We start from the raw sequence: 24,977 nt of genomic DNA, 5'->3' as shown, positions 1-24,977 counted from the left end.
GGACGCCGAGATCCCGGACGCCGATCGGCTCCGTGGAGCGGGCGCGGACGTCAGCCCGACGTATGATCCGTGCCCGGTCGGTGGCGCTTCAGCTCCCGGCGGGCGATGGTGCGGCGGTGGACGGCGTCCGGCCCGTCGACGATCCGCAGCGCCCTCGCCCAGGCGGAGAAGTAGGCCAGCGGGGTGTCGTCGCTGACCCCGGCGGCCCCGTGCACCTCGATGGCGCGATCGATGACGGCGTTCGCGACCTGAGGGGCGGCGACCTTGATGGCGGCGATCTCGGTGGCAGCCGCACGGGCGCCGCTCCGATCGATGAGCCAGGCGGTCTTCTGGACCAGCAGGCGCACCTGCTCGATCTCGATGCGCGACCGCGCGATGAGGTCCTGCACCGTCCCTTGAGAAGCGAGCGTCTGGCCGAAGGCGGTCCGCTCCTGCGCTCGCCGCACGAGGAGCGCGAGGGCGCGCTCGGCCATGCCGATCGCCCGCATCGCATGGTGGATGCGCCCGGGGCCGAGGCGGGCCTGGGCGAGGGCGAATCCCGCGCCCTCCTCGCCGAGGAGGTGGGACGCCGGCACGCGCACGCCCTCGAGCAGCAGCTCGGAGTGGCCGTGCTGATCCTGATAGCCGAAGAGGGGGAGATGGCGGACGATGGTCAGCCCTGGAGTGTCCCGGGGGACCAGGACCAGGGACTGCTGCCGATGCGGGTCGGCGGACGGATCGCTCTTCCCCATGACGATGAACACCTCGCACCGCTCGTCGGCGGCCCCGGTGATCCACCACTTGCGGCCGTCGATGACGTACTCGCCGCCGTCGCGCGTGATCGAGGTGGCGATGTTCGTCGCATCGGAGGATGCGACGGCGGGCTCGGTCATCGCATAGGCGGAGCGGATCACGCCGTCCAGGAGCGGCTGCAGCCAGCGCTCCTTCTGCTCGGGGGTGGCGAACAGGTGGAGCAGCTCCATGTTCCCGGTGTCCGGGGCCTGGCAGTTGATCGCCTCGGGAGCGATGACCGGCGACCAGCCGGTGATCTCGGCGATCGAGCTGTACTCGAGGTTCGTCATCCCGGAGAGCGCCGGGAGGAAGAGGTTCCAGAGGCCGCGTCGGCGGGCCTCGCTCTTCAGCTCCTCCATGACGGGCGGATGGGCGTGCGGGCCGAGCTCGGCCAGCTGCTCCGCCCACACGGGCTCGGCGGGCAGCACATGCTCGTGCATGAACGCCCACATCTTCTCCTGCGTGCGCTCGGCGAGCGGGGTCGGGGTGAAGTCCATCGGGTCTCCTCAATCCTGTGCCGATCCGGTCGGCCTGCTCTGCGGTCAGTCGTGGCTCAGTGCGGTCAGCTGTTGCTCAGTGCGCTCAGGCCGGCCTCGGCGATCCGGCTGACCTCGCCGGTGAGGTCGCCGAAGTCCTGGCCGGCCATCGTCCCGGCGCGCACACGCGCGGCGACGCCCTGCGTGATCGCGGCGAACTTGAAGTGCGCGAACGCGTGGGCGAAGCCGATCGAGGAGACGTCGGCGCCAGTGCGTCCGGCGTATCGCTCGATCAGCCAGGCGCGGCCGGGGAAGCCGTTCGCCCTGGTCGGCGCCGGCGCCAGGCGCCAGGGCTCTTCGCCCGGCTCCCGCCAGGAGAAGAGGAGCAGACCGAGGTCCGCGAGCGGGTCGCCGAGGGTGGACAGCTCCCAGTCCAGCACTCCGGAGACCCGTCCAGGATCGGCCGCGTCGATCACGCAGTTGTCGATGCGGTAGTCGCCGTGCACGATGCGCGCGGGGCCGGCCGCGGACGCGGCGGGCAGCCGGGACTCCAGCGCCGTCCGCAGCGCGTCGAGGGCGGGCTCGTCGCCGGCGTCGGACCGCGCGGACTGCCCGGACCAGCGGGCGAGCTGGCGGGCGAAGTAGCCGTCTGGCCGTCCGAAGCCGTCGAGGCCCACGGCCTCGGGATCGACGGCGTGGAGGGCGGCGAGGGTGTCGACCAGGCCCGCGGCGAGCGCCTCCCGTTCCCGCGGCGTCTCGGCGAAGCCGTCGGGCAGCGCATCACGGACGATGACGCCGGGGACGACCTCCATGACGTAGTAGTCGACGCCGAGGGCATTCCCCTCCCCACCGAAGTGCAGGACGGCGGGCACGGGGACCGGTGTCGGGGCCAGCGCGTCGAGGATGCGACGCTCCCTCCCCATGTCGTGCGCGCGGGGGAGGAGATCGCCGAGCGGCGGACGCCGGAGGATCAGCTCCGTGCCCGCGGCGGAGAGCCGGAAGGTGAGGTTGGACTTCCCACCGGCGATCAGCTCGGCGTCGAGGTCGCGCCATGCCGGGTCGCCGAGCGCCGCGGCGAGCTCGGGGCCGAGCACGGAGGGGCGGAGCGCCTCGTCGATCGCGTCAGTCATCGTTCAGCATCTCCCTGAGGGCGGACTTCAGGACCTTGCCGGCCGGATTGCGCGGCAGGCTCTTGACCGTCCGGACGGCGGTGGGCAGCTTGTAGCGGGCGAGCAGCGTCGCCCCATGGGCGCGGACGGCCTCGATGTCGAGCGGGGCAGCGGGGTCGGCGAGCACCACGACCGCGACCGGGGTCTCGCCCCAGGTCGTGTGCGGCATCCCGACGACCGCGACGTCGGCGATCTGCGGATGGGCCGCGAGCGCGTTCTCGACCTCGGTGGAGTAGATGTTCTCTCCGCCGGAGATGATCATGTCCTTGGCGCGATCGACGACGTACACGAATCCGTCCTCGTCCCGGCGGACCAGGTCGCCGGAGTGGAACCATCCGCCCTCGAAGGCCTCGGCCGTCGCCTCCGGCTTCTCCCAGTACCCCTGCATCAGGCCGACGCCGCGATAGACGATCTCGCCGACCTCGCCGCGGGGGACGTCGTTCCCGTCGGCGTCGAGCACCCGGACGCTGACGGAGGGGATGGGGCGACCGACGGAGCCCAGCTTGCGGACCGCGTCCTTCGCCTCCAGCACGCAGGTGACCGGCGACATCTCCGTCTGGCCGAAGAGCGCGACGGCCCTCGCCTGCGGGAACACCTCGGCCATCCGGTGCAGCAGCGACTCGCTCGCCGGCGCCGCTCCCCAGCCGAGGACCCGCAGCGCGGCGAGGTCGCGGCCGGCGACGGTGGGGCTGTCGCAGAGTGCCTGCCACTGCGTCGGGACGAGGAAGCAGGTCGACGCCTGCTCGCTCTCGAGCAGGTCGAGCGTCGCCTCCGCGCTGAACGCCCCGGTCGGTGCGATGACGATCGTCGCGCCGATGTGCAGGCAGGGGGCGACGGAGCCGAGCGCGCCGATGTGGAATAGGGGCGAGGCGACGAGGCTGGCCTCGCCGTCCCCGGTCAGATGGAACGCGCGGATGATGGTCAGCGACTGGGCGATGAGGTTCCGGTGCGTGAGGACGGCACCCTTGGGGCGCCCCGTCGTGCCCGAGGTGTACATGATGAGCGCCGCGTCGTCCTCGCGCACGTCGATGAACGGCGCGGGCGGTCCCTCCTCCAAGAGTGCCTCGTATCGCCGTCCGCCTTCGGCGGAGATGTCGATCAGGACCGGCGGGGTCAGCGCGCCTGCGGCCGCGGCGCGCGCGGCGTCACCGGTGGTCTCATCGGCGATGAGGACGCGGGCGCCGGAGTCGTCCAGGGCATAGGTGATCTCGGGCGCCGCGAGCCGGAAGTTGATCGGGACGGCGATGGCCCCGATCCATCCCGCGGCGATGAGGGCCTCGAGGAACTCGGGGCGGTTCCCGGTCGCGATCGCGACGCGGTCGCCGCGGGCGACGCCCCGCCGGGCGAGGACGCCGGCGAGCCGGCCGACGCGGTCGCGCAGCTGCGCCCAGGTCGTGGTCTCTCCGGCGAAGCGGAGCGCCGCCTGATCGGGACGTGCCTGGGCATGGCGATCGAGCTGCGCCATCCAGTGGCCTCTGCGGGAGGCCTCGAGCTGGGCGAGCTGCTCGGGAAGGGACATCATCGGCTACCTCTCGATGGGGGGATCTGTCCTGCAGGCGTCGAGGCGCGGACGACCCGCGCGTCGATGAGGGTCTCGACGGCGTGGGCGTCGAGACCGAGCTCAGCGAGCACCTCGTGCGTGTGCTCGCCCGGCGAGGGGGACGCCGTGGGCGGTGTGGTCCGTGTACGGGAGAAGCGTGGCGCGGGGGAGGGCTGCACGAGGCCGTCCTCCCGGGAGTAGGTGCCGCGGATGGAGAGATGGGCGTTGTCCATGACCTCGTCGGGGGCGATCACCGGCGTGGTGCAGGCATCGAGCCCGTGGAACCTCTCCTCCCACTGCGCGCGCGTCCGCTCCGCGAACCGGGTCGCGAACCGCGAACGGGTCTCCGGCCAGCTCAGCGGGTCGGTCTGTCGCGCGGCGTCCACCTCGTGTGCGAGGTCGAGGCCGCGCAGGAGCTCGGCGTAGAACTTCGGCTCGATCGCGCCGACCGCCATCCACCGGCGGTCGGCGGTCCGATAGACGCCGTAGTACGGCGCACCGCCGTCGAAGAGGTTGCCGCCCCGAGGTGCATCCCACAGGCCGGAGTGGAGCATGGACCGGTGCATCGCCGTCATCAGCGCCGCGCCGTCCACGATCGCGGCGTCCACGACCTGCCCCGCGCCGCCGCCGCGCGCGGAGAGCAGGGCGGCGAGCATCCCGGTGACCAGGAGCATGGCCCCGCCGCCGAAGTCCCCGAGCATGTTCAGGGGCGCCGCCGGCGCCCCGTCGCCGCCGGCGATGGGCTCCAGCGCCCCCGACACGGCGATGTAGTTGATGTCGTGACCGGCTGTCTGGGAGAGGGGCCCCTCCTGCCCCCAGCCCGTCATCCGCCCGTAGACGAGCGCGGGGTTGCGGGCGAGTGCGATCTCGGGGCCGAGCCCCAGCCGCTCGGCGACGCCGGGGCGGAACCCCTCGATCACCCCGTCTGCGCGGGCGATGAGGGACAGCGCGAGGTCGCGGCCGCGCGGGTCCTTGAGATCGACGCCCACCGAGCGCCGGCCCCGCAGCAGGATGGTGTGCGTCGCGGCCTCGCCGTCGGGGAGCCCCTCGACCCGATCGATGCGGATGACGTCGGCGCCCAGGTCGCCCAGCATCATCCCGGCGAACGGGGCCGGGCCGATTCCGCCGAGCTCGACGATCGTGACCCCGGCGAGCGGCCCGCTCATGCAGCCCCTCCCGCGGGCGCGGCGGCGATCAGCGCCTCCCCGCCCTCCGGAGCAGCGAGGGCGACGAGCGTCATGCGGTCGCCGACGTGCAGGGCGGCGTCCGCGGCCACGACCAGCCGCACCAGGATCCAGGGCCCTTCACCGAGCTCCACCAGCCCGACGGTGTACGGCGTGCTCAACGAGGGGAGCATCGCACGGTGGACGACGGTCCACGAGACGAGCGTCGCGTCGCCGCGGGCGCGGAGCCCGTGCGCGGCCACGGCCCGGCATTCGGGGCAGGCCTCGTCGAGCGGCCCGCGCGCGGTGCCGCAGTCGTCGCAGACCGAGAGGAGGAGCGCGCCGGCCTCCGCCGCGTCGAAGAACGCAGCGCTCGCCGCCGTGCGCCGGACGATGACGGTCATCGCTCCTCCTTCCCGAGGACGAGGGTCGAGTGGTATTCGAGGAATCCGCCGTTCCCGCTGACCAGGGCGGTGCCCGGCTCGCCGGCCTGACGTGCGCCGCCGTCGCCGCGGAGCTGGATGACGGCCTCGCTCAGGGGGGTGAACCCCCACATGTAGAAGGAGGAGAGCTGGCCGCCGCCGGTGTTGCAGGGGAGCGATCCGCCCGGTCGCAGCCGGCCGTCCTCGACGAACGCGCCGCCCTCGCCCTTCTCGCAGAACCCGTAGTCCTCGAGGGTGACCAGGACCGTGTAGGTGTAGCAGTCGTAGAGCTCGACGACGTCGATGTCGGACAGCGTCACGCCCGCCATCCGGGACGCCCTGGCCCAGGACTCGGGCGCGGCGGTGCGCAGCCCCCAGTCCGAGTCCCGTCTGAGCCGACGCGGCCGATGCGCCTGGCCGTGGCCCTGGATGTGCACCGGCGGCGCGGCGAGGTCCCCGGCGCGCTCGGCGGAGGTGACGACGACCGCCACGGCCCCGTTGCTCACCAGGCAGCAGTCGAGGCGGCGCAGGGGGTCCGCGATCCAGGGCGAGGAGCGATGGTCCTCGGGCGTGATCGGATCGCGGAACCGCGCAAGCGGATTGCCCGCCGCCCAGAGCCGCTGGCTGATGGCGATCTCCCCGAGGTGCTCGGTCGTGGTCCCGTACATCTCCATGTGCCGGCGGGCCGCGAGCGCGTAGTAGGCGTTGGGCGCTGTGCCCCCTGACGCGGTCTGCCAGCCCTGCACGCCGTCGAGCGGGGCCCGGGCGGCGCTCCACGCGTCTCCGGTCCTGCCCTTCTCCGTGAGGGGGGTGTCGGCGAACACGCACACGATGGTGGACGCGGTCCCCGCCGCAATGGCCTGCGCGCACATCCCGATCATGACGCCGGCGCTCGCGCCATAGGCTCCGACGCTGGAGACGAGGGCGAGCTCGTCGAGGCCGAGCCGGCCCGCCAGCTGCGGGGTGAGCTCGCCGCCGAGCCCCGAGGTCACCAGCAGCCCGTCGACCTCGCCCATGGCGAGCCCCGCGTCGGCGACGGCGGCGCGGACCGCGTCCGCGGCCAGCTGAGGGGCGGTACGCCCGAACACGGCGCCGAGCTCGGTCATGCCGAGCCCGACGATGGCCGCCCCGGTCATCGACCGGTCCATTCCGGACGGCGCTTCTCCGCGAAGGCGCGAGGACCCTCCACGGCGTCGGAGGACGAGAACACGGCGGCCATCGCCTCCTGGTTGGCGGCCCACGGGTCGATCCCGGACCACGCCGGATCCCACGTCGAGCCCGCGCTCGCCGTGCTGTGCAGGAGGGTCTTGCTGCGCCGGACCGCCAGCGGGGCGTTCATCGCGATGCGGTCGGCCAGCCCGAGCGCGACCTCCAGAGCGTCGCCGGCCGGGGTCACCCGATTCACCAGGCCCCACTCCAGCGCGGTCGATGCGTCGATGGGGTCGCCGGTCAGGACGAGCTCCAGGGCGCGCTTGAGAGGGATCTGGTGCTGCAGGCGGACGACGCCGCCGGCGGCGGCGATGAGGCCGCGGGTGACCTCGGGCAGCCCGAGGGCGGCGTCCTCGGCGATGACCGCGAGGTCGCTCGCGAGGACGATCTCGGTGCCGCCGCCCATCGCGTATCCGTTGACCGCGGCGATGACGGGCTTGTCGATCCAGTGCCGGACGAATCCGGCGAACCCCCATTCGGGGCTGCCCGGCGCGGAGAGCGACTCGCCGCGCGCGAGCGCCTTGAGGTCGGCGCCGGCGCAGAAGGCCCGTCCCGCGCCGGTGATGACGACCGCCCGCACCTCGGGGTCGGCGGCTGCCCGTTCGAGGCTCTCGCCGACGGCGGCGGAGAGCGCGGCGTTCACGGCGTTGAGCGCGCGGGGGCGGTTCAGCGTGATCAGCGCGACGTGGCCTCGGATCTCATAGAGCGCGGCCGGCTCCTCGGCGGGGACGGCGGTCGTATCGGTGTCGGTCATCTCAACGCACTCCCAGGACGTCGCGGGCGATGATGGTCTTCATGATCTCGGTCGTGCCGCCGAAGATCGTCGTGACGCGCGTGTCGGCGTAGGCACGGGCGATGGGGTACTCGCTCATGAAGCCGTAGCCGCCGAACAGCTGCAGGCAGCGGTCGACGGCCCGCTTGTGCGACTCGGTCGCCCACCACTTGACCTTCGCCGCGTCCACCGGGGTGAGCTCTCCGCGGTTGTGGCGCAGGACCATCTCATCGACGAACGCCTGGGTCGCCTCCAGCTCGGTCACCAGCTCGGCGATCGTGAACTGCGTGTTCTGGAACTCCGCGAGCGCTTTGCCGAACGCGCGGCGCTCCAGGACGTACTCGATGGTCCAGGCGAGGGCGGCGCGCATGCCGGCGACGGCGTTCGCGGCGATGCTCAGGCGCTCGAGCGGCAGGTGCGAGACGATCGCCCGCATGCCGCGCCCCTCCTCGCCGAGGAGGTGCGATGCGGGGATCCGGACGTCCTCGAAGCTGAGCTCGGCGGTGTCCTGGGCCTTCAGGCCCAGCTTCTCCAGTTTCTTGCCCCGCCCGAAGCCCGATGCGCCGTCCTCGACGACGAAGAGGCTGAGGGGAGCGTCGGGCGCCCGTCCCGTCCGTGCCGCCACGACGACGAGCTGGGAGTGGATGCCGTTGCTGATGAAGGTCTTCGTGCCGTTGAGGACCCACCCGTCGCCGTCGCGGTCGGCGGTGGTCGCGATCGCGCGGAGGTCGGACCCGGCTCCCGGCTCGGTCATGGCGATCGCGCCGATCCACTCGCCGCTCGCCAGCCTCGGCACCCAGCGCTCGGCCTGCTCGGGGGTCGCGAGATCCACGACGTAGTGGAGGAGGATGTCCGCATGCGTCGCGATGGTCGCGGCGGGCGAGGCGGCGCCGACGCGGGTGAACTCCTCGATCGCGGCCATGCGGAAGCGGTAGTCCGGCTCGCCGCCGCCGCCCAGGTGCTCGGGGGCGGCGAGGCCGAACAGGCCGAGCTCGCCGGCGGAGTCCCACACCGACCGGGGGATGTCGCCGTGGCGCTCCCAGTCCTCGACGTGGCCGGTGACGTCGCGCGCCAGGAAGCTGCGCACGCTCGTCCGGAACGCCTCGTGGTCCTCGGAGAAGAACGGGCGTCTCGCGTACAGGTCGTAGGTCACGGTTCTCAGAGCCTCTCGATGATCGTCGCGTTGGCCATGCCGCCGCCCTCGCACATGGTCTGGAGGCCATAGCGTCCGCCGACCGCCTCCAGGTGCTGGAGCATGGTCGACATCAGACGGAGGCCGGAGGCGCCGAGGGGATGGCCGAGAGCGATGGCACCGCCGTGCGGGTTGAGCTTCTCGGGATCCGCGCGGAGGTCGGCGGCCCAGGCGAGGGGGACGGGCGCGAAGGCCTCGTTGACCTCGTAGACATCGAGGTCCTCGATCGTGAGGCCGGCCCGGTCGAGGACCTTCCGCGTCGCCGGGATGGGAGCCGTGAGCATCAGGAACGGGTCGTCGCCGACGACGGAGAACGCGTGGAAGCGGGCGCGGGGCGTGAGGCCCAGCCGGATCGCGGTCTGCTCCTCCATGATGAGCGTGGCCGAGGCCCCGTCGGTGAACGGTGAGGAGTTCCCGGGGGTGATCCGCCACTCGACATCGGGGAAGCGGGCGCGCATCTCGTCCGTGTCGAAGGAGGTGCCGAGTCCGGCGAGTCCCTCCGGCGTGGTCGTCGGGCGGACGGTCTCGTCCACGACGTGGGTGTGCGGGGTGCCGTCGGCCGCGGTGGTGGTGACGGGGACGATGTGGCGGGCGAAGCCTCCTGCCGAGGCGGTCTCCGTGGCCAGGCGGTGCGAGCGTGCGGCGAAGGCGTCCAGCTCCTCGCGGCCGAGGCCCCAGCGCTCGGCGATCAGCTCCGCGGAGACCCCCTGGTTGACCAGGCCCTCGGGGTAGCGGGCGCGCACGGAGGGGCCCAGCGCGTCCCTGCCCGTCGAGGACGAGCCCATCGGAACCCGGCTCATCGACTCGACGCCGGCCGCGACGACGATGTCGTAGGCGCCGGCCAGGACGCCCTGCGCGGCGAAGTGGGCCGCCTGCTGGCTGGACCCGCACTGCCGGTCCACCGCGGTGGAGGGGACGGACTCCGGCCAGCCCGCGGCCAGGACCGCCTGCCGGCCGATGTTGAGCGACTGCTCGCCGATCTGGCTGACGCATCCGGTGATGACGTCCTCGACGAGCACCGGATCGAGCCCGTTGCGCTCGACGAGCGCCCGGAGGACCGTGGCGAGCAGCTCGACCGGATGGGTGCCGGACAGCGCCCCGCCGGGCTTGCCCCGGCCCGAGGCCGTGCGGACGATGTCGACGATGACGGCGTTCCTCATGAACGGTCTCCTGCTTCCCTGATGAGCGATTCGTGTTCCCCGAGGGCGGGGAGGGTGAGCGATGACGAGGAGTCGAACTCCGAGTACCGGGCGGGGGAGCGGGGGACGCCGACCTCGTGCTCGCCCTGCGAGACGGTCAGACGCAGCCCGCGCTCCTCGAACACGGGGGAGCGCACCACCTCCGACCAGGTGGAGACGCGCGCCGCCATCAGGCCCGCGGCGTCGAACCGTCGCACCCACTCGTCGGCGTCGTGGGCCTGGAGGAGCTCGGTCACCCGCGCGCGCAGCGCGACGGAGTGGATCGACCGCGCGGCCTGGTCCGCGTACCGGGGGTCCTCTGCCAGGTCCGCGGCGCCGAGCAGCTCGACGAACCTCTCCCAGTGGGCGGGCACGTAGGCGGCCAGCACGATGTCGCCGTCTCCGGTGCGGAAGACGCCGGAGGGCTCGACGGCGACGGCGCGCCGCCCGCCGTTCGCCTCGGGAGCGGTCGAGAGGGGGCCGAGCTCATCCGGCATGGCCATCGCGAGGGTGAGGTAGTTGGCCTGCAGGCTGCAGGCGACGTCGTACATGGCCACCTCGACGCTGTTGACGACCCCGAACCGCTCACGATGGAGGAGGGCCGCGAGCACGGCCTGAGCCAGGACATGGCCGGTCGCGCCGTCGATCAGCTGGAACGGGATCAGCCGCGGCACGTCCCCCGGGGGCTGGCTGCTGAGGCATCCGGCCTCGGCCTGCAGCAGCATGTCGATGCCGGGGCGGTCCTGGAGCGGGCTCCCGCCGCCGTATGCGGAGATCGACGCGTAGACCAGGCGGGGGTTGATCGCGCGCACGTCCTCCGGGCCCAGGCCGTGCTTGGCCAGGGCGCCGGGGCGCATCCCCTGGACGAGCACGTCCGCGGTCTCCAGGAGCTCGCGCAGCGACTGGGCGTCCGCCGGGTCCCTGGGGGAGAGGCGCACCGACTTCTTGCCGCGGTTGAAGGGGCTGAAGTAGGGGGTCACGTGCTCGATGCCCGCGGCGGTCGCCGTGATCTTCCGGGACGCGTCGCCCGTCGGGGGCTCGATCTTGATGACCTCGGCGCCGAGGTCCCGGAGCACCTGGGTGGCGAGGGGACCGGCGACGTTGGCCGTCAGGTCGATGATCCGGTAGCCGTCCAGCGGTCGGGTCGCTGTCTGGGGCATGGGCGTGTCTCCTTCGACTCCGCGTTCTTGACTTAGCGCTCGCTAATCAGTCATTCTGCTTGACGACAACCGATTCGTCAACCCGTACGGAGGAGCCCCCGATGGACCCCATGCAGTCATTCCGGCTCGACGGCAGATGCGCCGTCGTCACAGGCGCGAGCTCCGGGCTCGGAGCCCGGTTCGCCCGGGTCCTCGCGGCGGCCGGGGCCGATCTGCTCCTGGTGGCGCGACGGGCGGATCGGCTGGAGAGGCTGGCGGACGAGCTGCGCGGAACGGGGCGGACGGTGGTCGTCCAGCGGGCCGACGTCGCGGACGTGGACGACGTCAGGGAGGCCGCGCGACGGGCGCAGGAGGAGTTCGGGCGGATCGACGTCCTGGTCAACAACGCGGGGATCGGCACGGCGGTCCCCGCGTCGAGGGAGACGCCGGAGTCGTTCCGGTCCGTCATCGACGTGAACCTGAACGGCACCTTCTGGATGGCGCAGGCGTGCGCCCCCTCGATGCCGCCCGGATCGTCGATCATCAACGTCTCGAGCGTCCTCGGGCACATCGCCCCACGGTTCCCCCAGGCGGCGTACGCGGCCAGTAAGGCGGGCGTCCTCGGGCTGACGAGGGATCTCGCCCAGGAGTGGACGGGGCGCAAGGGGATCCGGGTCAACGCGCTCTGCCCCGGCTACTTCGCGAGCGAGATGACGGACGGTGACGGCGACCAGATCGGCGCGATGGTGCGGGAGCACAGCATCATGGGGCGCCTGGGCGAGGCGCACGAGCTGGACGGCGCGCTGCTCTTCCTCGCCTCGCCCGCCTCGTCCTACGTGACAGGGACCAGCCTCCTCGTCGACGGCGGGATGGTCGCCCTGTAGTCGTCGGTGCCCGCGGGGCGGTTCGCTCCGCGGGCACCTCCAAAGCCCTTCCCTACTCGGCGAAGCGGGGGCGACGGCGCTCCTTGAACGCCGCGACCCCCTCGCGGAAGTCGGGATCGCCGGCCAGCCTGACCTGGTACTCGCCCTCGCGGACGAGGGCGTCGCCGAGCCCGTCGAGGGCTGCGGTGTTGATGGCCTTCTTCGTCAGCGCGATCGCGGTGCGGGGGCCTCGGGCGAGATCCTCCGCCCATTCCGCGGCGGTGGCGGCGACCTCGGCGTCCTCGCAGACGGCGGCGATGAGGCCGAGGTCGTACGCCTCGCGGGCGGGGAGCCGCTCGCCTCGGAGGGCGAGACGCAGGGCACGGGCACGACCGATCGCGGCGGCGACGACGAGGGTCGCGCCGCCGTCGGGGACGAGGCCGACGCGGAGGAAGGGGAGCAGGAAGAACGCGCTCTCGCCGGCGATCACGAGATCCGCGGCGAGGGCGAGCGATGCGCCCCCTCCGGCGGCGACGCCGCGCACGGCGGCGATCACGGGGAAGGGTGCGTCCGTCATCGCCCGCACGATCCGTCCCATGCCGGCCAGGGTGGTGGTCGCGTGCGCCGATCGGCCGATCGCCGCGGGGTCGCTGTCGAGGTTGGCGCCGGAGCAGAACGCGTCCCCGGAGCCGGTCAGCACGACGACGCGCACCGACGGATCGACGGCCAGCGCCTCCATCCGTGTCGCGAGCTCCAGGATCTCGGCCTGGCCGATCGCATTGCGGTGAGCGGGGTCGTCGATCGTGATCGTGACGATCCCGCCGTCGCGTGCTGTGCGGATCTTGTCGGTCATCCTCGGGCCTCCTGGTCCTCTGCCGGTCCACCGGGAGCGGTGACGGGAGCGGTGAGCGCCGTCCCGGTCATCGTGGCGCCATGCGGATCGCGCCGTCGAGGCGGATCGTCTCGCCGTTCAGCATGGGATTGCCGATGATCGAGGCGACCAGATCGGCGTACTCGGCGGGGCGGCCGAGGCGACTCGGATGCGGCACCTGCGCGCCGAGCGAGTCGCGGACGTCCTGCGGCAGGGCGCCGAGAAGGGGCGTCTCGAAGAGCCCCGGCGCGATCGTGACGACGCGGATCCCGGCGGGCGCGAGGTCCCGGGCGATCGGAAGGGTCATCCCGGCGATCCCGGCCTTCGAGGCGGAGTAGGCGGCCTGGCCGACCTGTCCGTCGAAGGCGGCGACCGAGGCGGTGCTGACGATGACTCCGCGCTCCTCCTCGGGTCGCTCGTTGCCGAGCATGGCCTGCGCGGCGAGGCGGATCACGTTGAACGTGCCGATGAGGTTCACGTGGACGACCCTGGTGAACGCGTCGAGGGGGAACGCCCCGCGGGAGCCCGCGGTCTTGATCGCGTTGCCGATCCCCGCGCAGTTCACCACGATCGCGAGGTCGCCGTCACGGTTCGCGCGATCGACCGCCTCCTGGACGGCCGTCTCGTCGGTCACGTCCGCGGGGACGAACTCCGCGGACGCCCCCAGGGCATCCAGCGCCGTTCGGTCCGCGGAGGGGAGATCGACGACGGTGACGCGCGCTCCCTCCTCGACGAGGCGGAGGACGGTGGCGAGGCCGAGTCCGGATGCGCCGCCCGTGACGAGGGCGGATCTGCCTTGAATCTTCATCGATTCTCCCTAAATGATCTAGCGTTCGCTAAACTAATCGGAAACAATCCGACTCGCAAGTCTTCGCACCTGGCACAATCGACGGGTACTCTCAGCGGAGGAGAAGGGACGCAGCGTCACACGCATGTCAACTCGAACCCTCAACGACGAGGTGCCGGCCACCGGCGTCCCGCAGAACGTCGCCGACTGGCGCGTCTATCCGCCGCTTGCCCTCCATCCTGTGCTCACCGTCGCCCTGCACCAGATCGTCGAGAGCGGATTCCACGCGACGACCGTCCGCACCATCGCCCGCGACGTCGGCGTCACGGTGCCGGCTCTCTACTACCATTTCGAGAACAAGCAGGCGATGCTGGTCGCCCTCCTCGACCACGCGATGGACATCGTCACCTCCCACGTCGCCGACGCCCTCGCCGATGCGGGGGACGACCCCGCCGAGCGGCTGAGCGTCGTCGTCGAGGCCATCGTCCTCTACATGGCGAACCATCCCGATCTCGCCTTCCTCGACTCCGAGCGCCGTGCGCTCACGACCGAGAACCTGGCCCACTACGCCCATCGCCGTGACGCCGTGGAGCAGGCGGTGCGCGAGGTCATCGCCGCGGGGACCGCGGACGGAGCCTTCACGACACCGGACCCGGACGAGTGCGGCCGCGCGATCCTCACCATGTGCCAGGGCATCGCGGGGTGGTACCGGATCGGCGGCCCCATCTCGCCGGAGGAGATGGCGCATCGCTACCGGCGGATCGCGCTCGCGGTCGTCGAGTACGAGCCCCGCGGCTGACCGCCCACCCAACCTCTGCAGCGGAGATCTCGGACCGAGATCCCGGATCGAGATCCGGCCGCGGAGATCCGCGCGGCGCTCCGCATCGGCTCTGCGCGGGCGTTCCGCCGCGTCTCACCAGAAGGAAGAACGATGACGATCGACCTCGAAGCGCTCTACATCGACCTGCACCGCCACCCGGAGCTGTCGTTCCAGGAGACCAGGACCGCGGGCATCGCCGCCGCCCATCTGCGGGAGCTCGGGCTCGCCGTGGAGGAGGGCGTCGGCGGCACGGGCGTCGTCGGGATGCTGCGGAACGGCGACGGCCCGGTGGTCTGGATGCGCGCGGACATGGACGGGCTGCCCGTCGAGGAGCGGACCGGGCTGCCGTATGCGAGTACGGCGACCGGGACGGGAGCCGGCGGAGTCGAGGTCCCGGTCATGCACGCGTGTGGGCACGACATGCACGTCACAGCGATGATCGGCGCCGTCGAGGAGCTGGTGAAAGGCCGGGCGGACTGGTCGGGCACCGTCGTCGTGCTCCTCCAGCCCGCAGAGGAGCTCGGCGCGGGTGCACGCGCGATGCTCGACGCCGGCGTGCTGGAGCGGTACCCGGCGCCGACCGCCGTGATCGGCCAGCACGTCACCCCTCTGCCCGCCGGCGTCGTCGGCGTACGCTCCGGCGCGCAGATGTCCGCCTCCGATGCCCTGACCGTCACCCTGCACGGACGGGGCGGCCACGGGTCCCGTCCGCACTCGACCGTGGATCCCGTCGTGATGGCGGCGGCGACCGTGATGAGGCTGCAGACCGTCGTGTCGCGCGAGGTCGACCCGAAGGACGTCGCGGTCGTCACGGTCGGCTCGATCCATGCGGGGCAGAAGAACAACATCATCCCCGCCGAGGCGACGCTCGAGCTGAGTCTTCGCTACCCGGACGATGCGCTGCGGGCGAAGGTGCTCGCCGCGGTCGAGCGGGTCGTGCGCGCCGAGGCCATGGCGTCCGGCGCCGAGGTCGAGCCGGACATCCGCATCGACCACACGCTGCCGGCCACGATCAACGACGAGACCGCGACGCTCCGTGTCGCCTCGGCGCTGAGGCGCGCACTCGGCGAGGACGCCGTGATCGATCCCGGCATGTCCGCCGGCAGCGAGGACGTGTCGTGGTTCGCCCGCGATGCCGGTGTGCCGCTCGTCTTCTGGTTCTGGGGCGGCTCCGACCCGGAGCGCTGGGCCGCGGCGTCGGCGGCCGGGACGCTCGATCGCGACATCCCGGTGAACCACTCCGCGGTCTATGCCCCGGTGATGCATCCCACGATCGAGGTCGGTGTGACGGCACTTGTCGCCGCGGCCCGCGAGCTCCTCGGCTGACCTCCTCCCGGACGGTCCACTCCCGGGGATGCGTCTACGTCGAGCCCGCGCGGCTCAGGCGGAGAGGAGCAGGCGCAGGCCGGAGGACGAGACGCTGCCTGGTTCCGCGGCGTAGGCGAGGATGCGCTGCCCGTCCCCCTCCGGCAGGTGGAGGACCTCGTACCCGAGGGTGAGCTCGCCGACCTCGGGATGATGGAGGCTCCGGCTCCCGCTCGTGCAGAGCCGGACGGCATGCCCGGCCCACAGCGCCGCGAACTCCGGGCTGTTCACGCTCAGGTCGCCGACCAGCTCGGTCAGCCGTCGGTCGTCGCTGAACTGCGCGGCCACGTAACGCAGGGAGGCGACGGCGAGCGCTGCCTCGTCGTCCCAGTCCGCGTAGAGATCGCGGGTGTGCTCGTCGAGGAAGAGCATCCGGATCTGATTCGGCCGCGATGCCGCCTGGTCCGGGGCGTCGGAGGCCAGGTGCCCGGCGAGCAGGAGGTGCCCCGCCCGATTCCAGGCGAGGATGTCGTTCAACCGGCCCAACAGCAGAGCCGGCACGTCGCTCATCGCGTGCAGGAGCTGGAGCGCACCCGGCTTCGCGATCTCCGCTTTCAAGGGGCGCCGGCGTCTCGGCGGTGTCGGATGGGCCAGCGCGAACAGGTGCGTCCGCTCATCGGGGTCGAGCTGCAAGGCGCGGGCGAGCGCGTCGATGACCGAGTCGGACGCGTTCTGCGACTGGCCCTGCTCCAGACGGGTGAGGTAGGTGACCGACACCCCGGCGAGCTGTGCGAGCTCCTCGCGCCGGAGACCGGGCACACGCCGACGACCAAGGCTGCGCACGCCGACGGCCTCCGGGTCGAGCCGGTCGCGCCGTGAGCGCAGGAACTCGCCCAGCTCGGTCATCGGACGCGAGGCGTCCACGATCTCGGCGGGCGAGCGCTGGGGGTCCATGCCATCCATTGTGCTCTCCGCGCTCCGGCGCAGCCTGTCCCTGACGGTGGTAGGCAAAGCGTGCTCCTGGCTACGGCGATCCCGGACGCCGAATGTGGAGGCATGACTCGACAGGACATCCCCTCGCAGACGGCGGTACGGCGCGGACACCTCGCCGGAGGTCAGGGGCTCGCGGTCGCCGTGCTGCTCACTGCCAACTTCATGCTCGCCGTCGACTTCTCGATCCTCAACGTCGCGCTTCCCCGCATCGGCGCCGACCTGGGCTTCGCCACCGCCTCGCTGCAATGGATCGTGACCGCCTTCGCGCTCTGCGCCGCCGGATTCACCCTGTTCTTCGGGCGGGTCGCCGACCTGTTCGGCCGCAAGCGGCTGTTCCTCCTCGGCATGGTCCTCCTGGGCGTCTCCTCCCTCGCCGGCGGTCTCGCGCAGGATCCCACCGTGCTCCTCGCGGCGCGTGTCGGTCAGGGCGTGGCGACGGCCATGGTCAGCCCCGCGGCCCTGTCGCTGATGACGACGATGTTCGCGGAGGGGCCGGCCCGCGCCCGAGTCCTCGGCCTCAACGGAGCGCTCATGGCCGCGGGCTTCACGACGGGCGCCGTGCTCGGCGGAGTGCTCACGGGGACCGTGTCCTGGCGGTGGGCGTTCTTCGTCAATGTCATCGTCGCCCTCGCCGTCGTCCTCATCGGGCCCGCCGTGCTCCGGGACCCCGTCGTCCGCCGTCGTCCGCGTCTGGACGCGCCAGGAGCGATCCTCGTGACGCTCTCGCTCATCGCCCTGGTCCTCGGCATCGACACCGCCGGCCGCGTCGGCTGGGCGCATCCCGGGACGTGGGGGCTCATCATCGCCGCCGCCGTCCTGCTGGTCGTGTTCTGGATCGTCGAGTCCCGGTCCGCGGAGCCGCTCGTCCCTCCGGCGCTCCTCGGCCGCGTGAACGTGATCTGGGGCAACGCGGCCGGGCTCCTCGCGTTCGCGACGGAGACGTCGCTCGTGTTCCTGCTGACCCTGTACCTCCAGGACCTGCTCGGGTTCAGCGCGGTCGCCGCCGGACTGATCCTCGCCGTCCTCGGTCTCGGCACCGTCATCGGCGGCCTCATCGCCCCGAGGATCATCGGCAGGACCGGTCCGAGGGCGGCGATCGTCATCGGGCTGCTGGTCCAGTCCGCGGCGACCGCGCCGCTCGCCTTCGTCTCCGCCGACCGGGTGTGGGTCGTTCCGCTCCTGATCCTCACCTTCGTCGGCGGGATCGCGAACCTCGTCGCCATCGTCGGCTACGTCGTCACCTCCACGACCGACGTGCCCGCCGACCTGCAGGGCCTTGCAACGGGGCTCGTGACCATGAGTCAGCAGATCGGTATCGCCCTCGGCACGCCGGTGATGTCGGCGATCGTCATGGCGTTCGCGACGTCCACCCTGCTCCCGGGCATCCAGATCGCAATCGGCGTCGACGCGGCGCTCGGTGTTCTCACCGCCGTGGCGATCGCCGTGGCGCTGAGGGGACCCCGCCGGGCCTGAGCCTGCGCGCCCGCGGGCAGTCTCGGGCCGCCGGCCCGGGAACGCCGGCCCGGGAACGCCTGCATGCCGTTTCCCCGCCCGGCGGGAGCTCCGGCGCGGGGAGACCCGCCAACCGGGAAATCTCCAGCCGAACGGGAAGGGCGGACGTGGCGACCATGTCGGCCCGTCCGCGGCGGCGACCGCCGCCCTGCGTGCCCGCTCCTGCTCATTGTGCGCGTGCGCACACGGTGTGTGCGGATCTTCTGCTCGAAGACGATCCCCCAGGGGCGGATACTCGGAGCACCGGACGTGGAGGGTCGCGTCCAATGGGACAAGGAGGTTCCTCATGAGGACGACCGTGGCCGAGAACGGCGCGAGACGAACGCTGCGGCGGGGGAGAGGCATCGCCGTTACGGCGGCGATCGCGCTGGCTGCCGCATCCCTGACCGGCGTAACGGCAACGACGACCGCGCAGGCTGCGACCGGGAGCTGGTCGACGGAGACGATCGCGGGGATGTCCGTGCGCATCTACACACCGGCCACGTCCGGCACCATCGGGGACGGGCGGGCCCTGATGATCAACCTCCACGGATGCCTGCAGAAGGCCCAGGACCTGCAGACGAACGGCAACTGGACCGCGACGGCCGACGCGTACGGCATGGTCGTCGCGATTCCGGATGCGCCGAGCGGCGGCGTGCTGCTGGGGTGCTGGGACTACTACGACAGCAATCACAGCTCGACGTCACCGGCGCGACACGACGACAACCTTCGGGATCTCGCGCAGATCCTTGCGGGGCGAAGCTCCCTGGGCATCGATGACGCCCAGGTCTATGTCTCCGGCCTCTCCTCGGGCGGCGGGGAGGCAATGGCCATGGGCTGTCTGTTCCCTGGCATCTTCGCGGGGGTGGGGATCAACGCCGGGCCCACCGTGGGCACGACGTCCGGTCAGATTAGCTACGTCGCCACCAGCGAGAGCGCGGCGACGTCCACGTGCAAGAACTTCGCGGGGGGCGGAGTCTCGGATTTCCAGACCCAGCTCACATCGGTCGTGTACGGAAGCAACGACACGACGGTCGCGACGGGCTACGACACCCTCAACGGGAAGGTGATGGCGGGGCTGTACGGGGCATCGTCCGTCACATCCTTCTCCCTGTCCGGGCTCCAGGGCGCGAACACCCAGGGAACGGGGACGCTCTACAGCGACGCGACGGGCCCACGGGTGTCCGTCATCCAGAACACCGGCCTCGGACACAACTGGCCAGCGGGCGCGGGGGCCGGCGGGACGTATATCTCGGGCAACAGCATCGACTATCCCGCGTACGTCACGAAGTTCTTCTTCGAGAACAACCGCAGGGTCGATCGCTCCGGCACTCCGACGCCCACACCGACGCCGACTCCGACTCCGACTGCCACACCGACGCCGACGCCCACTCCGACTCCGACTCCGACTGGCTGCGTCACCGCGACCAACGCGGAGCACGAGACTGCAGGTCGGGCGAAGAGCTACGGCGTGAATCCCTACAACCCGTACTACGCGGTCGGTTCGCTGGGCTACATGGGGCAGGGTGACTCGACGGTCACGAACCTGGCTCCGCAGCAGGGAGGGTGGGCCGTGGTCGCCGCCTGCAGCTGATCGACACGCCTGATCCTGTGCGGACGGGCGCCGCAGAAAAACAAGATCCCCTGGGTCACCAGGGGACTTGTGGCGTTGATGACGCGTGTCTCACAGGTCGATACCAGGGTCCGTGTCGATGACTCGCGCGAGCAGCCGGAGCGTTAGGCGGACAACGCCGCCTGGATCTCGCGGATCGTCGTGGCGAGCATCCCCGTCGCGAGAAGGCCTGCTCCCAACGGTCCAGACGAGTCCTCTCCGAGCAGCGGTAGCTGCATCAAGGCGGCTCGGACATCCGCCGTCATGCGACGGAGTTGCCAATCAACCTCTTCGTGGCGGGCGGCGTCCTGGTCGGTCGAGGCAAGGGCGGCGGCCTTCGCGGCGTAAGCGGCCGCACCCAGCGCGTGTGCGCCCATGTGCGCGACACCCGACGCTTGCCCGGCAGCTCTGGCGGCTGCCACCGCAGCCGGAGCTTTCGCGGACTGAGCCGCACGACCTGCGACGAACCGGCGACGGATCTCCTCGGCAGTGTCTAGCTCACCCCGGCCGAACGCCCGAGTACGGTCGATGCCGTCTCGCGGACGATCGTCGTCCGTGACTTCCGCTTCGAACAGGGGCAGGACACGCTCCGCGCAATCCGCTGCCCACAGCGCGACGAGTCGCCGGTCAGCCTCACTGAGCGCCTGCGGGGATGGCATTCATCTACTCTCGCACGACACGCTGTGTCGGTGGAGGGCTCAGCTTGCTCATGGACTGCCACGGCATCGAGATCGCCGAAGACGAAAGGCGACGATCCGACTTGAAAGCCGTTCGCCGCCTTCGCACCCGCCTCAACCGAAGTCGGGTGTTCTCGTACGTCTGAAATGGTGGACGCAGCGAGGATCAAACGAAGTGACTGGGAACGCATCGAACGGCTCAGTTCCTTGTGGGATCAGGTCAGGAGCAGGGTTACCGGCGGGACTGTCGTCGTCGAGACGGCCGATTCCGAGGTCGTTCGGAACCCAAAGAGACGGGCTCGAACTCCACTCAAGGACGCCGAAGTCTCCGCGATCCGGGCCGCGCGGGAGGAAGGCGAGGGTGTCATGGCGATCGCGGAGCGGTTCGGCGTGAGCCGGATGACCGTGTGGGAGAAGACCCGGCAGGCGATGGTCGAGGTTGCGTCGTGAACCGCCGCAACCGTGCTCGTCAATATTCACTTGAGTCGATATCGAGTCGAATCTATACTGAGGGTATGTCTTGGGACGTGCGGCTCTGGGAAGATGTGGAGTCGTGGGTCCTGGGGCTGGATGACGAGACCTACAACCTGGTCGCTGCCGCGATCGCCCGACTGGAGTCCGAAGGCCCCACGCTCGGGAGGCCGACGGCGGACAGGATCAAAGGCTCCCGGCACCACAACATGAAGGAGCTGCGTCCTGGATCGGCGGGACGTAGTGAGATCAGGGTTCTGTTCGCCTTCGATCCGAAGCGCAGAGCCATCCTGCTCATCGCCGGAGACAAGGCGGGCAGGTGGAAGCAGTGGTACGACCAGAACATCCCGATAGCCGACGACCGGTTCGACGAGTGGCTGACAGATGAGGAGGAGTGAGATGAGCACCAAGACGAAGACCACATCGTGGAGCGACGTGCGTGCCAAGCGACCCGTCAACGAGGCCGCTGTCGCCGAGCACGTCGCACGCATGGAGGCGGAGGAGCGTGCCTACCGGTTGCGCGAGATCCGCGAGGAGCAGGGCGTGACGCAGAAGGAACTCGCCGAACGCATGGACCTCACCCAGCCCACCATCTCCGCGCTGGAGGCTGGTGACCTCGACCGCTCCGGGCTCGCCACCCTCAAGTCCTACGTCGAGGCCCTCGGCGGCACAGTCGAGGTCACCGCCACCTTCGGCAACCGCAAGGTCGTTCTCTCTCCTCAGCCATGGGCGCGGGTCGAAGCTCGACCTGGGACGAGCCGTGCAGAATGAGCCGAGCAGATCGCTTCATATCTCGCTGGATAGACGATCGCTGCCGTTGAGGTTCCCAACGCCTCAGCAAGCGCACCGTGGCGGTGCGCTTGAACTCGTTCATGGAATCGACCGCTTGCGGTGACGCTAAGCCCTATTATTAGGCCAACCCGACCATTCCGGGCCTAGCCAACGATGACTAGCGCGACAGGCGCTCGCATCGACCAGCCCGAGGAGGTCGGTGGTGGCAGCGAAGTCGATGTCGATCTATCTGCTGAAGTCTGGCGTGACAGTCGAACAAGCGATCAAGGACAGCAGCGACTACGAAGAGACCGAGGTAGCGGCCAGTGCTATCTCCAACCTTCGCGTGTTTCTAAAACCAGGAAATCCAAAGCAACCCTGGTGGAAGACATACCTAGGCCTCAGCGGTAATCTCTTCCAACAGTCAAACTCTGCAACAGCTTTCGTTGAGATCGGAAAGCGAACATTTGCACTGACTTTTGGCGCGGGACAACATCTTCTCAAGGAAGACTCCTATGTTCACGACTTCGGTACGCGAGTTGTCCTCAACGCCGTCGATCCAAAAAAGTTGAAAAGCACCGATACGCTCGACCCTGAATCTTCGCAACGGCGTAGGACCCAGATTCCATATGACGGCGACCTCGCGCTGCTGAGCTTCACAAGTGACAGCTCTGTTCTCAAGAGCTTGACCGGCAAAGCAAGATCCGAGCACAGCGACCTCGTGCGCAGTGTTACAGGTGCTGCCAGCCTCAGGGTCACTACCCCGACGGAGCCCGGTGATCTTGCGGTTCTACTGAAACGCCTGCACAAGCTATACAAGTCAAAGGGGTTCCGTAAGACCTTTCCGGACATCGCTCAGATTCGGCCCATCACAGATCCCTCAACAATTGACCCGCTCAATGAAATATTGGTCGCGTCGGTCTTCGACGTCTCCGCACCCATAGTTCTCACCGTGCCAGATGTTCTGGACTATGGTGACGAAACCTACGTCCAGTTTGCGGGTCGCGGAGCGAGCGAAATATTCGACGACGTTTACATTAAGCATTACCGCGAATACCTTGAAGGGAAAGGATTCACTGCTGAATCCTTCGCCGTCGACGATCTGAAACACGATGAACTACTTCTCCTCGACGGTAGTCACGAGATGAGGCAACGTTGGAGCATCTTCCGCTCGTTAGTGTTCGAGACAGAGGCCGACGAAGGGTACAGCTACCACTTCAGTGATGGATCTTGGTTTCGAGTGGCGACAGGGCTCCTCGAATCGCTCCAAGAATTCCTTGATCCGTATTGGATTGATGCGACGCTCCCCACGCACGAGTGGGCAAGTGAAGCCGAGTACAACACCGAAGTCAGCGCCGCTACTGGGAGCGTCTGTCTCGATCAGACCAACATCAGCCCTGCGGGACAAACTCAGGTCGAACCTTGCGACATTCTTAGTATCGATACGGGCAGCATCGAGTTCGTTCACGTCAAGATCGGCACGAGTTCGGCAACGCTCAGCCATCTCTTCAATCAAGCCGCAAACTCGGTGCAACTCCTTCGCACAAACGAGGAAGCGGCGAAAAAGTTGCTGAAGCTCGTAAAGGAGAAAGCTGGTGATGGTGCTGCGCAGCAAGTCGCGGGAGCACTTGAGAATAACGCGTACATGGTTTCAATCGCGATCGTGAGCCACAAACGTACTCCGGAAAGAAAGTCCGCGAACCTACCCGTCTTCTCGCGAATCTCACTGCGCCGCGCACTCGTAGCGTTGAAAGCGATGGGGGTCCCGACGACCGTTCAACTAGTCCCTGATGCGACAAACCGAGCTGGCCGTCCGAAGCCGCGGAAACGGCGGAACGCCACCTCGCAGTCATAGCCATGTCTGACAGTCCCCCGGTGAGCCGGTACGGCTCCGCGCGAGACCTACCTTCGGTTCAGGAGATGGAACAGCAACTCGCTGGAGCCGACTCTGTCCTTGGGTCCAACCATGCGGTGGCGAGTCAGAGCGCGGAGGAATTTCCGGCTTCGAAATTGATTGCCCCTATCGGAATGGATCACGCAGCCAGCGACGTCGCCGCGCATTGCCGCGGCGTTCTCGAGGCTTGGACGGCCAGTCTCGATTTCATCCTCGAGTCGATCGAGTAGCCGACGATATACGGCCGCTGAAGACGTCCTTGATCGCGCAGAGATAGAGCTTGCCCTCCGCGGTCTTGTGCTCGGTGATGTCAGTCAGCCAGAGCTCGTTGGAGGTCTCGGCGGCGAACACATGCCGTGTTCTCTCGTCCTCGTCGATGACCGCGCAGGGGTCGTCGTGGACAGGCGGACCGGGCCGGCGTCCCTTGCCGCGCTTGGGCTTGCCGAACGCAGACCACCAACCATTGGCCGACGCGATCCGCCACGCGGTCCGGTCCGGTATCGCCTCTCCGACGTCGCGGGCCTCGTCGGCGAGGAGCCGATGCCCGAACTCCGGGTCATCCCGGTGCGCGCCGAAGAGCGCGTTCGCGCGATACGCCTCCACGACCTCGCTGCGGGTGAGGGGAGCTGCCAGCCACCGGTAGTAGGGCTGGCCGGAGAGCTTGAGAACCCGGCACGTCACCGTCCCAGAGATCCCCGCAACGGCGAGCTCGCTTACGAGCGGGTACCACCTTTTCCCGGCAGATTCGCTTGCGACAGATACACCGCGGCCCGTCGGAGGACTTCGTTCTCCCGCTCGAGCAGCCGGATCCGCCTACGCGCTTCGCGCAGCTCGGCATCCTCGCCAGGAGTCGGGCCAGGTTTGACGCCCTCTTCGATGTCGGTGCGGCGCATCCACTTCTGCAACCTCATCGGGTGAACACCGAAGTCTTTCGCGATCTGCTCGATCGTCACTCCAGGTTCGCGGTTCCGCGCGATGCGCACCACATCGTCACGGAACTCACTCGGGTAGGGCTTGGGCACAGCAACATCCTTCCAGGCCCGCCCCAGGGGCAAGCCAGGTCAGATGTCGCCCAACCGTGCAGCAGTCCCTTGCCTATAACCCGACTCTGGACCCGCTCAGGATGGGCAGGACGAGGATGACACACCCGACCGATCCACTCTTTCTGGCCTATAACCCGATAACCCAGACCTACTAGCGCAACAACGAAAAAGAGCCCGGCCGATGGCCAGGCTCTTCCCCTGAGTGACATATCCCGCGACTCATCAGCGACACATGTCCCGACTCATCACAATTGTGGACCTGAGGGTGTCTGGGTTCGGGACATAGGCGACAGGTGATCGGCGACACGTGAGTCGGGTCATAGGCGACAGACTCGGGCATGTCGAAGC

At 69.7% G+C, this 24,977-nt stretch carries 25 protein-coding genes; 9 read left to right on the top strand and 16 right to left on the bottom strand.

The window, feature by feature from the left end; genetic code table 11:
- Window positions 1-50: 50 nt before the first annotated feature.
- From J2Y69_RS14755 to J2Y69_RS14710, 10 genes are all read right to left on the bottom strand, one after another.
- On the bottom strand, window positions 51-1,268 hold the full coding sequence (locus J2Y69_RS14755) for an acyl-CoA dehydrogenase family protein (RefSeq protein ID WP_310022099.1): 1,218 nt from the start codon (window positions 1,266-1,268) through the stop codon (window positions 51-53).
- A 65-nt stretch (window positions 1,269-1,333) separates the two neighbouring features.
- On the bottom strand, window positions 1,334-2,377 hold the full coding sequence (locus J2Y69_RS14750) for a phosphotransferase family protein (protein ID WP_310022097.1): 1,044 nt from the start codon (window positions 2,375-2,377) through the stop codon (window positions 1,334-1,336).
- Window positions 2,370-3,938, bottom strand: coding sequence for a long-chain-fatty-acid--CoA ligase (locus J2Y69_RS14745; RefSeq protein WP_310022095.1), 1,569 nt, complete (start codon window positions 3,936-3,938; stop codon window positions 2,370-2,372). Before J2Y69_RS14745 ends, J2Y69_RS14750 begins: the two co-directional genes overlap by 8 nt.
- Entirely contained in the window at window positions 3,935-5,122 is a 1,188-nt protein-coding gene (locus J2Y69_RS14740; RefSeq protein WP_310022093.1) for a CaiB/BaiF CoA transferase family protein, read from the bottom strand. Before J2Y69_RS14740 ends, J2Y69_RS14745 begins: the two co-directional genes overlap by 4 nt.
- Window positions 5,119-5,523: a Zn-ribbon domain-containing OB-fold protein gene (locus J2Y69_RS14735; protein WP_310022091.1), complete on the bottom strand. Its 405-nt coding sequence runs from the start codon at window positions 5,521-5,523 to the stop codon at window positions 5,119-5,121. Before J2Y69_RS14735 ends, J2Y69_RS14740 begins: the two co-directional genes overlap by 4 nt.
- The gene (locus J2Y69_RS14730; protein ID WP_310022089.1) at window positions 5,520-6,677 is read right to left on the bottom strand and encodes a thiolase family protein; all 1,158 of its coding nucleotides are present in this window, start codon (window positions 6,675-6,677) and stop codon (window positions 5,520-5,522) included. Before J2Y69_RS14730 ends, J2Y69_RS14735 begins: the two co-directional genes overlap by 4 nt.
- On the bottom strand, window positions 6,674-7,504 hold the full coding sequence (locus tag J2Y69_RS14725; RefSeq protein WP_310022086.1) for a crotonase/enoyl-CoA hydratase family protein: 831 nt from the start codon (window positions 7,502-7,504) through the stop codon (window positions 6,674-6,676). The genes J2Y69_RS14730 and J2Y69_RS14725 overlap by 4 nt, the downstream gene beginning before the upstream one ends.
- 1 nt (window position 7,505) lies before the next feature.
- Window positions 7,506-8,675 (bottom strand): acyl-CoA dehydrogenase family protein, encoded by a 1,170-nt coding sequence (locus J2Y69_RS14720; protein WP_310022084.1) that lies wholly within the window; start codon window positions 8,673-8,675, stop codon window positions 7,506-7,508.
- A 5-nt stretch (window positions 8,676-8,680) separates the two neighbouring features.
- Window positions 8,681-9,874 (bottom strand): thiolase family protein, encoded by a 1,194-nt coding sequence (locus J2Y69_RS14715; RefSeq protein ID WP_310022082.1) that lies wholly within the window; start codon window positions 9,872-9,874, stop codon window positions 8,681-8,683.
- Entirely contained in the window at window positions 9,871-11,052 is a 1,182-nt protein-coding gene (locus tag J2Y69_RS14710) for a CaiB/BaiF CoA transferase family protein (RefSeq protein ID WP_310022080.1), read from the bottom strand. Before J2Y69_RS14710 ends, J2Y69_RS14715 begins: the two co-directional genes overlap by 4 nt.
- Before the next feature lie 101 nt (window positions 11,053-11,153).
- Here J2Y69_RS14710 and J2Y69_RS14705 point away from each other — a divergent pair, with 101 nt between their 5' ends.
- Entirely contained in the window at window positions 11,154-11,915 is a 762-nt protein-coding gene (locus J2Y69_RS14705) for an SDR family NAD(P)-dependent oxidoreductase (protein ID WP_310022078.1), read from the top strand.
- Between the two features lie 52 nt (window positions 11,916-11,967).
- Here J2Y69_RS14705 and J2Y69_RS14700 read toward each other — a convergent pair whose 3' ends face one another.
- Both J2Y69_RS14700 and J2Y69_RS14695 read right to left on the bottom strand, forming a co-directional pair.
- Window positions 11,968-12,747: an enoyl-CoA hydratase-related protein gene (locus J2Y69_RS14700; RefSeq protein WP_310022075.1), complete on the bottom strand. Its 780-nt coding sequence runs from the start codon at window positions 12,745-12,747 to the stop codon at window positions 11,968-11,970.
- Window positions 12,748-12,814: 67 nt separating this feature from the next.
- Window positions 12,815-13,573, bottom strand: a complete 759-nt coding sequence (locus tag J2Y69_RS14695; protein WP_310022073.1) for a 3-hydroxyacyl-CoA dehydrogenase — start codon at window positions 13,571-13,573, stop codon at window positions 12,815-12,817.
- A gap of 124 nt (window positions 13,574-13,697) precedes the next feature.
- Here J2Y69_RS14695 and J2Y69_RS14690 point away from each other — a divergent pair, with 124 nt between their 5' ends.
- Together J2Y69_RS14690 and J2Y69_RS14685 are read left to right on the top strand one after the other, a co-directional pair.
- Entirely contained in the window at window positions 13,698-14,351 is a 654-nt protein-coding gene (locus J2Y69_RS14690; protein WP_310022071.1) for a TetR/AcrR family transcriptional regulator, read from the top strand.
- 132 nt (window positions 14,352-14,483) lie between these two features.
- Entirely contained in the window at window positions 14,484-15,698 is a 1,215-nt protein-coding gene (locus J2Y69_RS14685) for an amidohydrolase (protein WP_310022068.1), read from the top strand.
- Between the two features lie 54 nt (window positions 15,699-15,752).
- On the opposite strand, the gene J2Y69_RS14680 is transcribed toward J2Y69_RS14685, so the two are convergent.
- Window positions 15,753-16,631, bottom strand: coding sequence for a helix-turn-helix transcriptional regulator (locus J2Y69_RS14680; RefSeq protein WP_310022066.1), 879 nt, complete (start codon window positions 16,629-16,631; stop codon window positions 15,753-15,755).
- 102 nt (window positions 16,632-16,733) lie between these two features.
- Here J2Y69_RS14680 and J2Y69_RS14675 point away from each other — a divergent pair, with 102 nt between their 5' ends.
- Window positions 16,734-18,143, top strand: coding sequence for an MFS transporter (locus tag J2Y69_RS14675; RefSeq protein ID WP_310022064.1), 1,410 nt, complete (start codon window positions 16,734-16,736; stop codon window positions 18,141-18,143).
- Between the two features lie 325 nt (window positions 18,144-18,468).
- Entirely contained in the window at window positions 18,469-19,755 is a 1,287-nt protein-coding gene (locus tag J2Y69_RS14670) for an extracellular catalytic domain type 1 short-chain-length polyhydroxyalkanoate depolymerase (RefSeq protein WP_310022062.1), read from the top strand.
- 143 nt (window positions 19,756-19,898) lie between these two features.
- On the opposite strand, the gene J2Y69_RS18100 is transcribed toward J2Y69_RS14670, so the two are convergent.
- Window positions 19,899-20,432, bottom strand: a complete 534-nt coding sequence (locus J2Y69_RS18100; RefSeq protein ID WP_396653111.1) for a putative immunity protein — start codon at window positions 20,430-20,432, stop codon at window positions 19,899-19,901.
- 165 nt (window positions 20,433-20,597) lie between these two features.
- Between J2Y69_RS18100 and J2Y69_RS14660 the strand changes: the two genes are divergently transcribed.
- From J2Y69_RS14660 to J2Y69_RS14645, 4 genes are all read left to right on the top strand, one after another.
- Window positions 20,598-20,900, top strand: a complete 303-nt coding sequence (locus J2Y69_RS14660; RefSeq protein ID WP_310022059.1) for a helix-turn-helix domain-containing protein — start codon at window positions 20,598-20,600, stop codon at window positions 20,898-20,900.
- A complete protein-coding gene (locus tag J2Y69_RS14655; RefSeq protein WP_310022057.1) occupies window positions 20,897-21,319 on the top strand; it encodes a type II toxin-antitoxin system RelE/ParE family toxin in 423 nt (140 codons plus the stop codon). Before J2Y69_RS14660 ends, J2Y69_RS14655 begins: the two co-directional genes overlap by 4 nt.
- A gap of 1 nt (window position 21,320) precedes the next feature.
- The gene (locus J2Y69_RS14650; protein WP_310022055.1) at window positions 21,321-21,692 is read left to right on the top strand and encodes a helix-turn-helix domain-containing protein; all 372 of its coding nucleotides are present in this window, start codon (window positions 21,321-21,323) and stop codon (window positions 21,690-21,692) included.
- 223 nt (window positions 21,693-21,915) lie between these two features.
- Window positions 21,916-23,547 (top strand): DUF6119 family protein, encoded by a 1,632-nt coding sequence (locus J2Y69_RS14645; protein ID WP_310022053.1) that lies wholly within the window; start codon window positions 21,916-21,918, stop codon window positions 23,545-23,547.
- Window positions 23,548-23,793: 246 nt separating this feature from the next.
- On the opposite strand, the gene J2Y69_RS14640 is transcribed toward J2Y69_RS14645, so the two are convergent.
- Window positions 23,794-24,267 carry a hypothetical protein gene (locus J2Y69_RS14640; RefSeq protein WP_310022051.1) on the bottom strand — a complete coding sequence of 158 codons (474 nt, stop codon included), beginning with the start codon at window positions 24,265-24,267 and terminating at the stop codon, window positions 23,794-23,796.
- 32 nt (window positions 24,268-24,299) lie between these two features.
- Window positions 24,300-24,608 carry a transposase gene (locus J2Y69_RS14635; protein ID WP_310022050.1) on the bottom strand — a complete coding sequence of 103 codons (309 nt, stop codon included), beginning with the start codon at window positions 24,606-24,608 and terminating at the stop codon, window positions 24,300-24,302.
- Window positions 24,609-24,977 lie beyond the last annotated feature (369 nt).

This window comes from Microbacterium resistens, from assembly GCF_031456305.1.
Lineage (GTDB): Bacteria > Actinomycetota > Actinomycetes > Actinomycetales > Microbacteriaceae > Microbacterium > Microbacterium resistens_A.
This window is presented reverse-complemented; position numbering and strand designations above follow the sequence as displayed.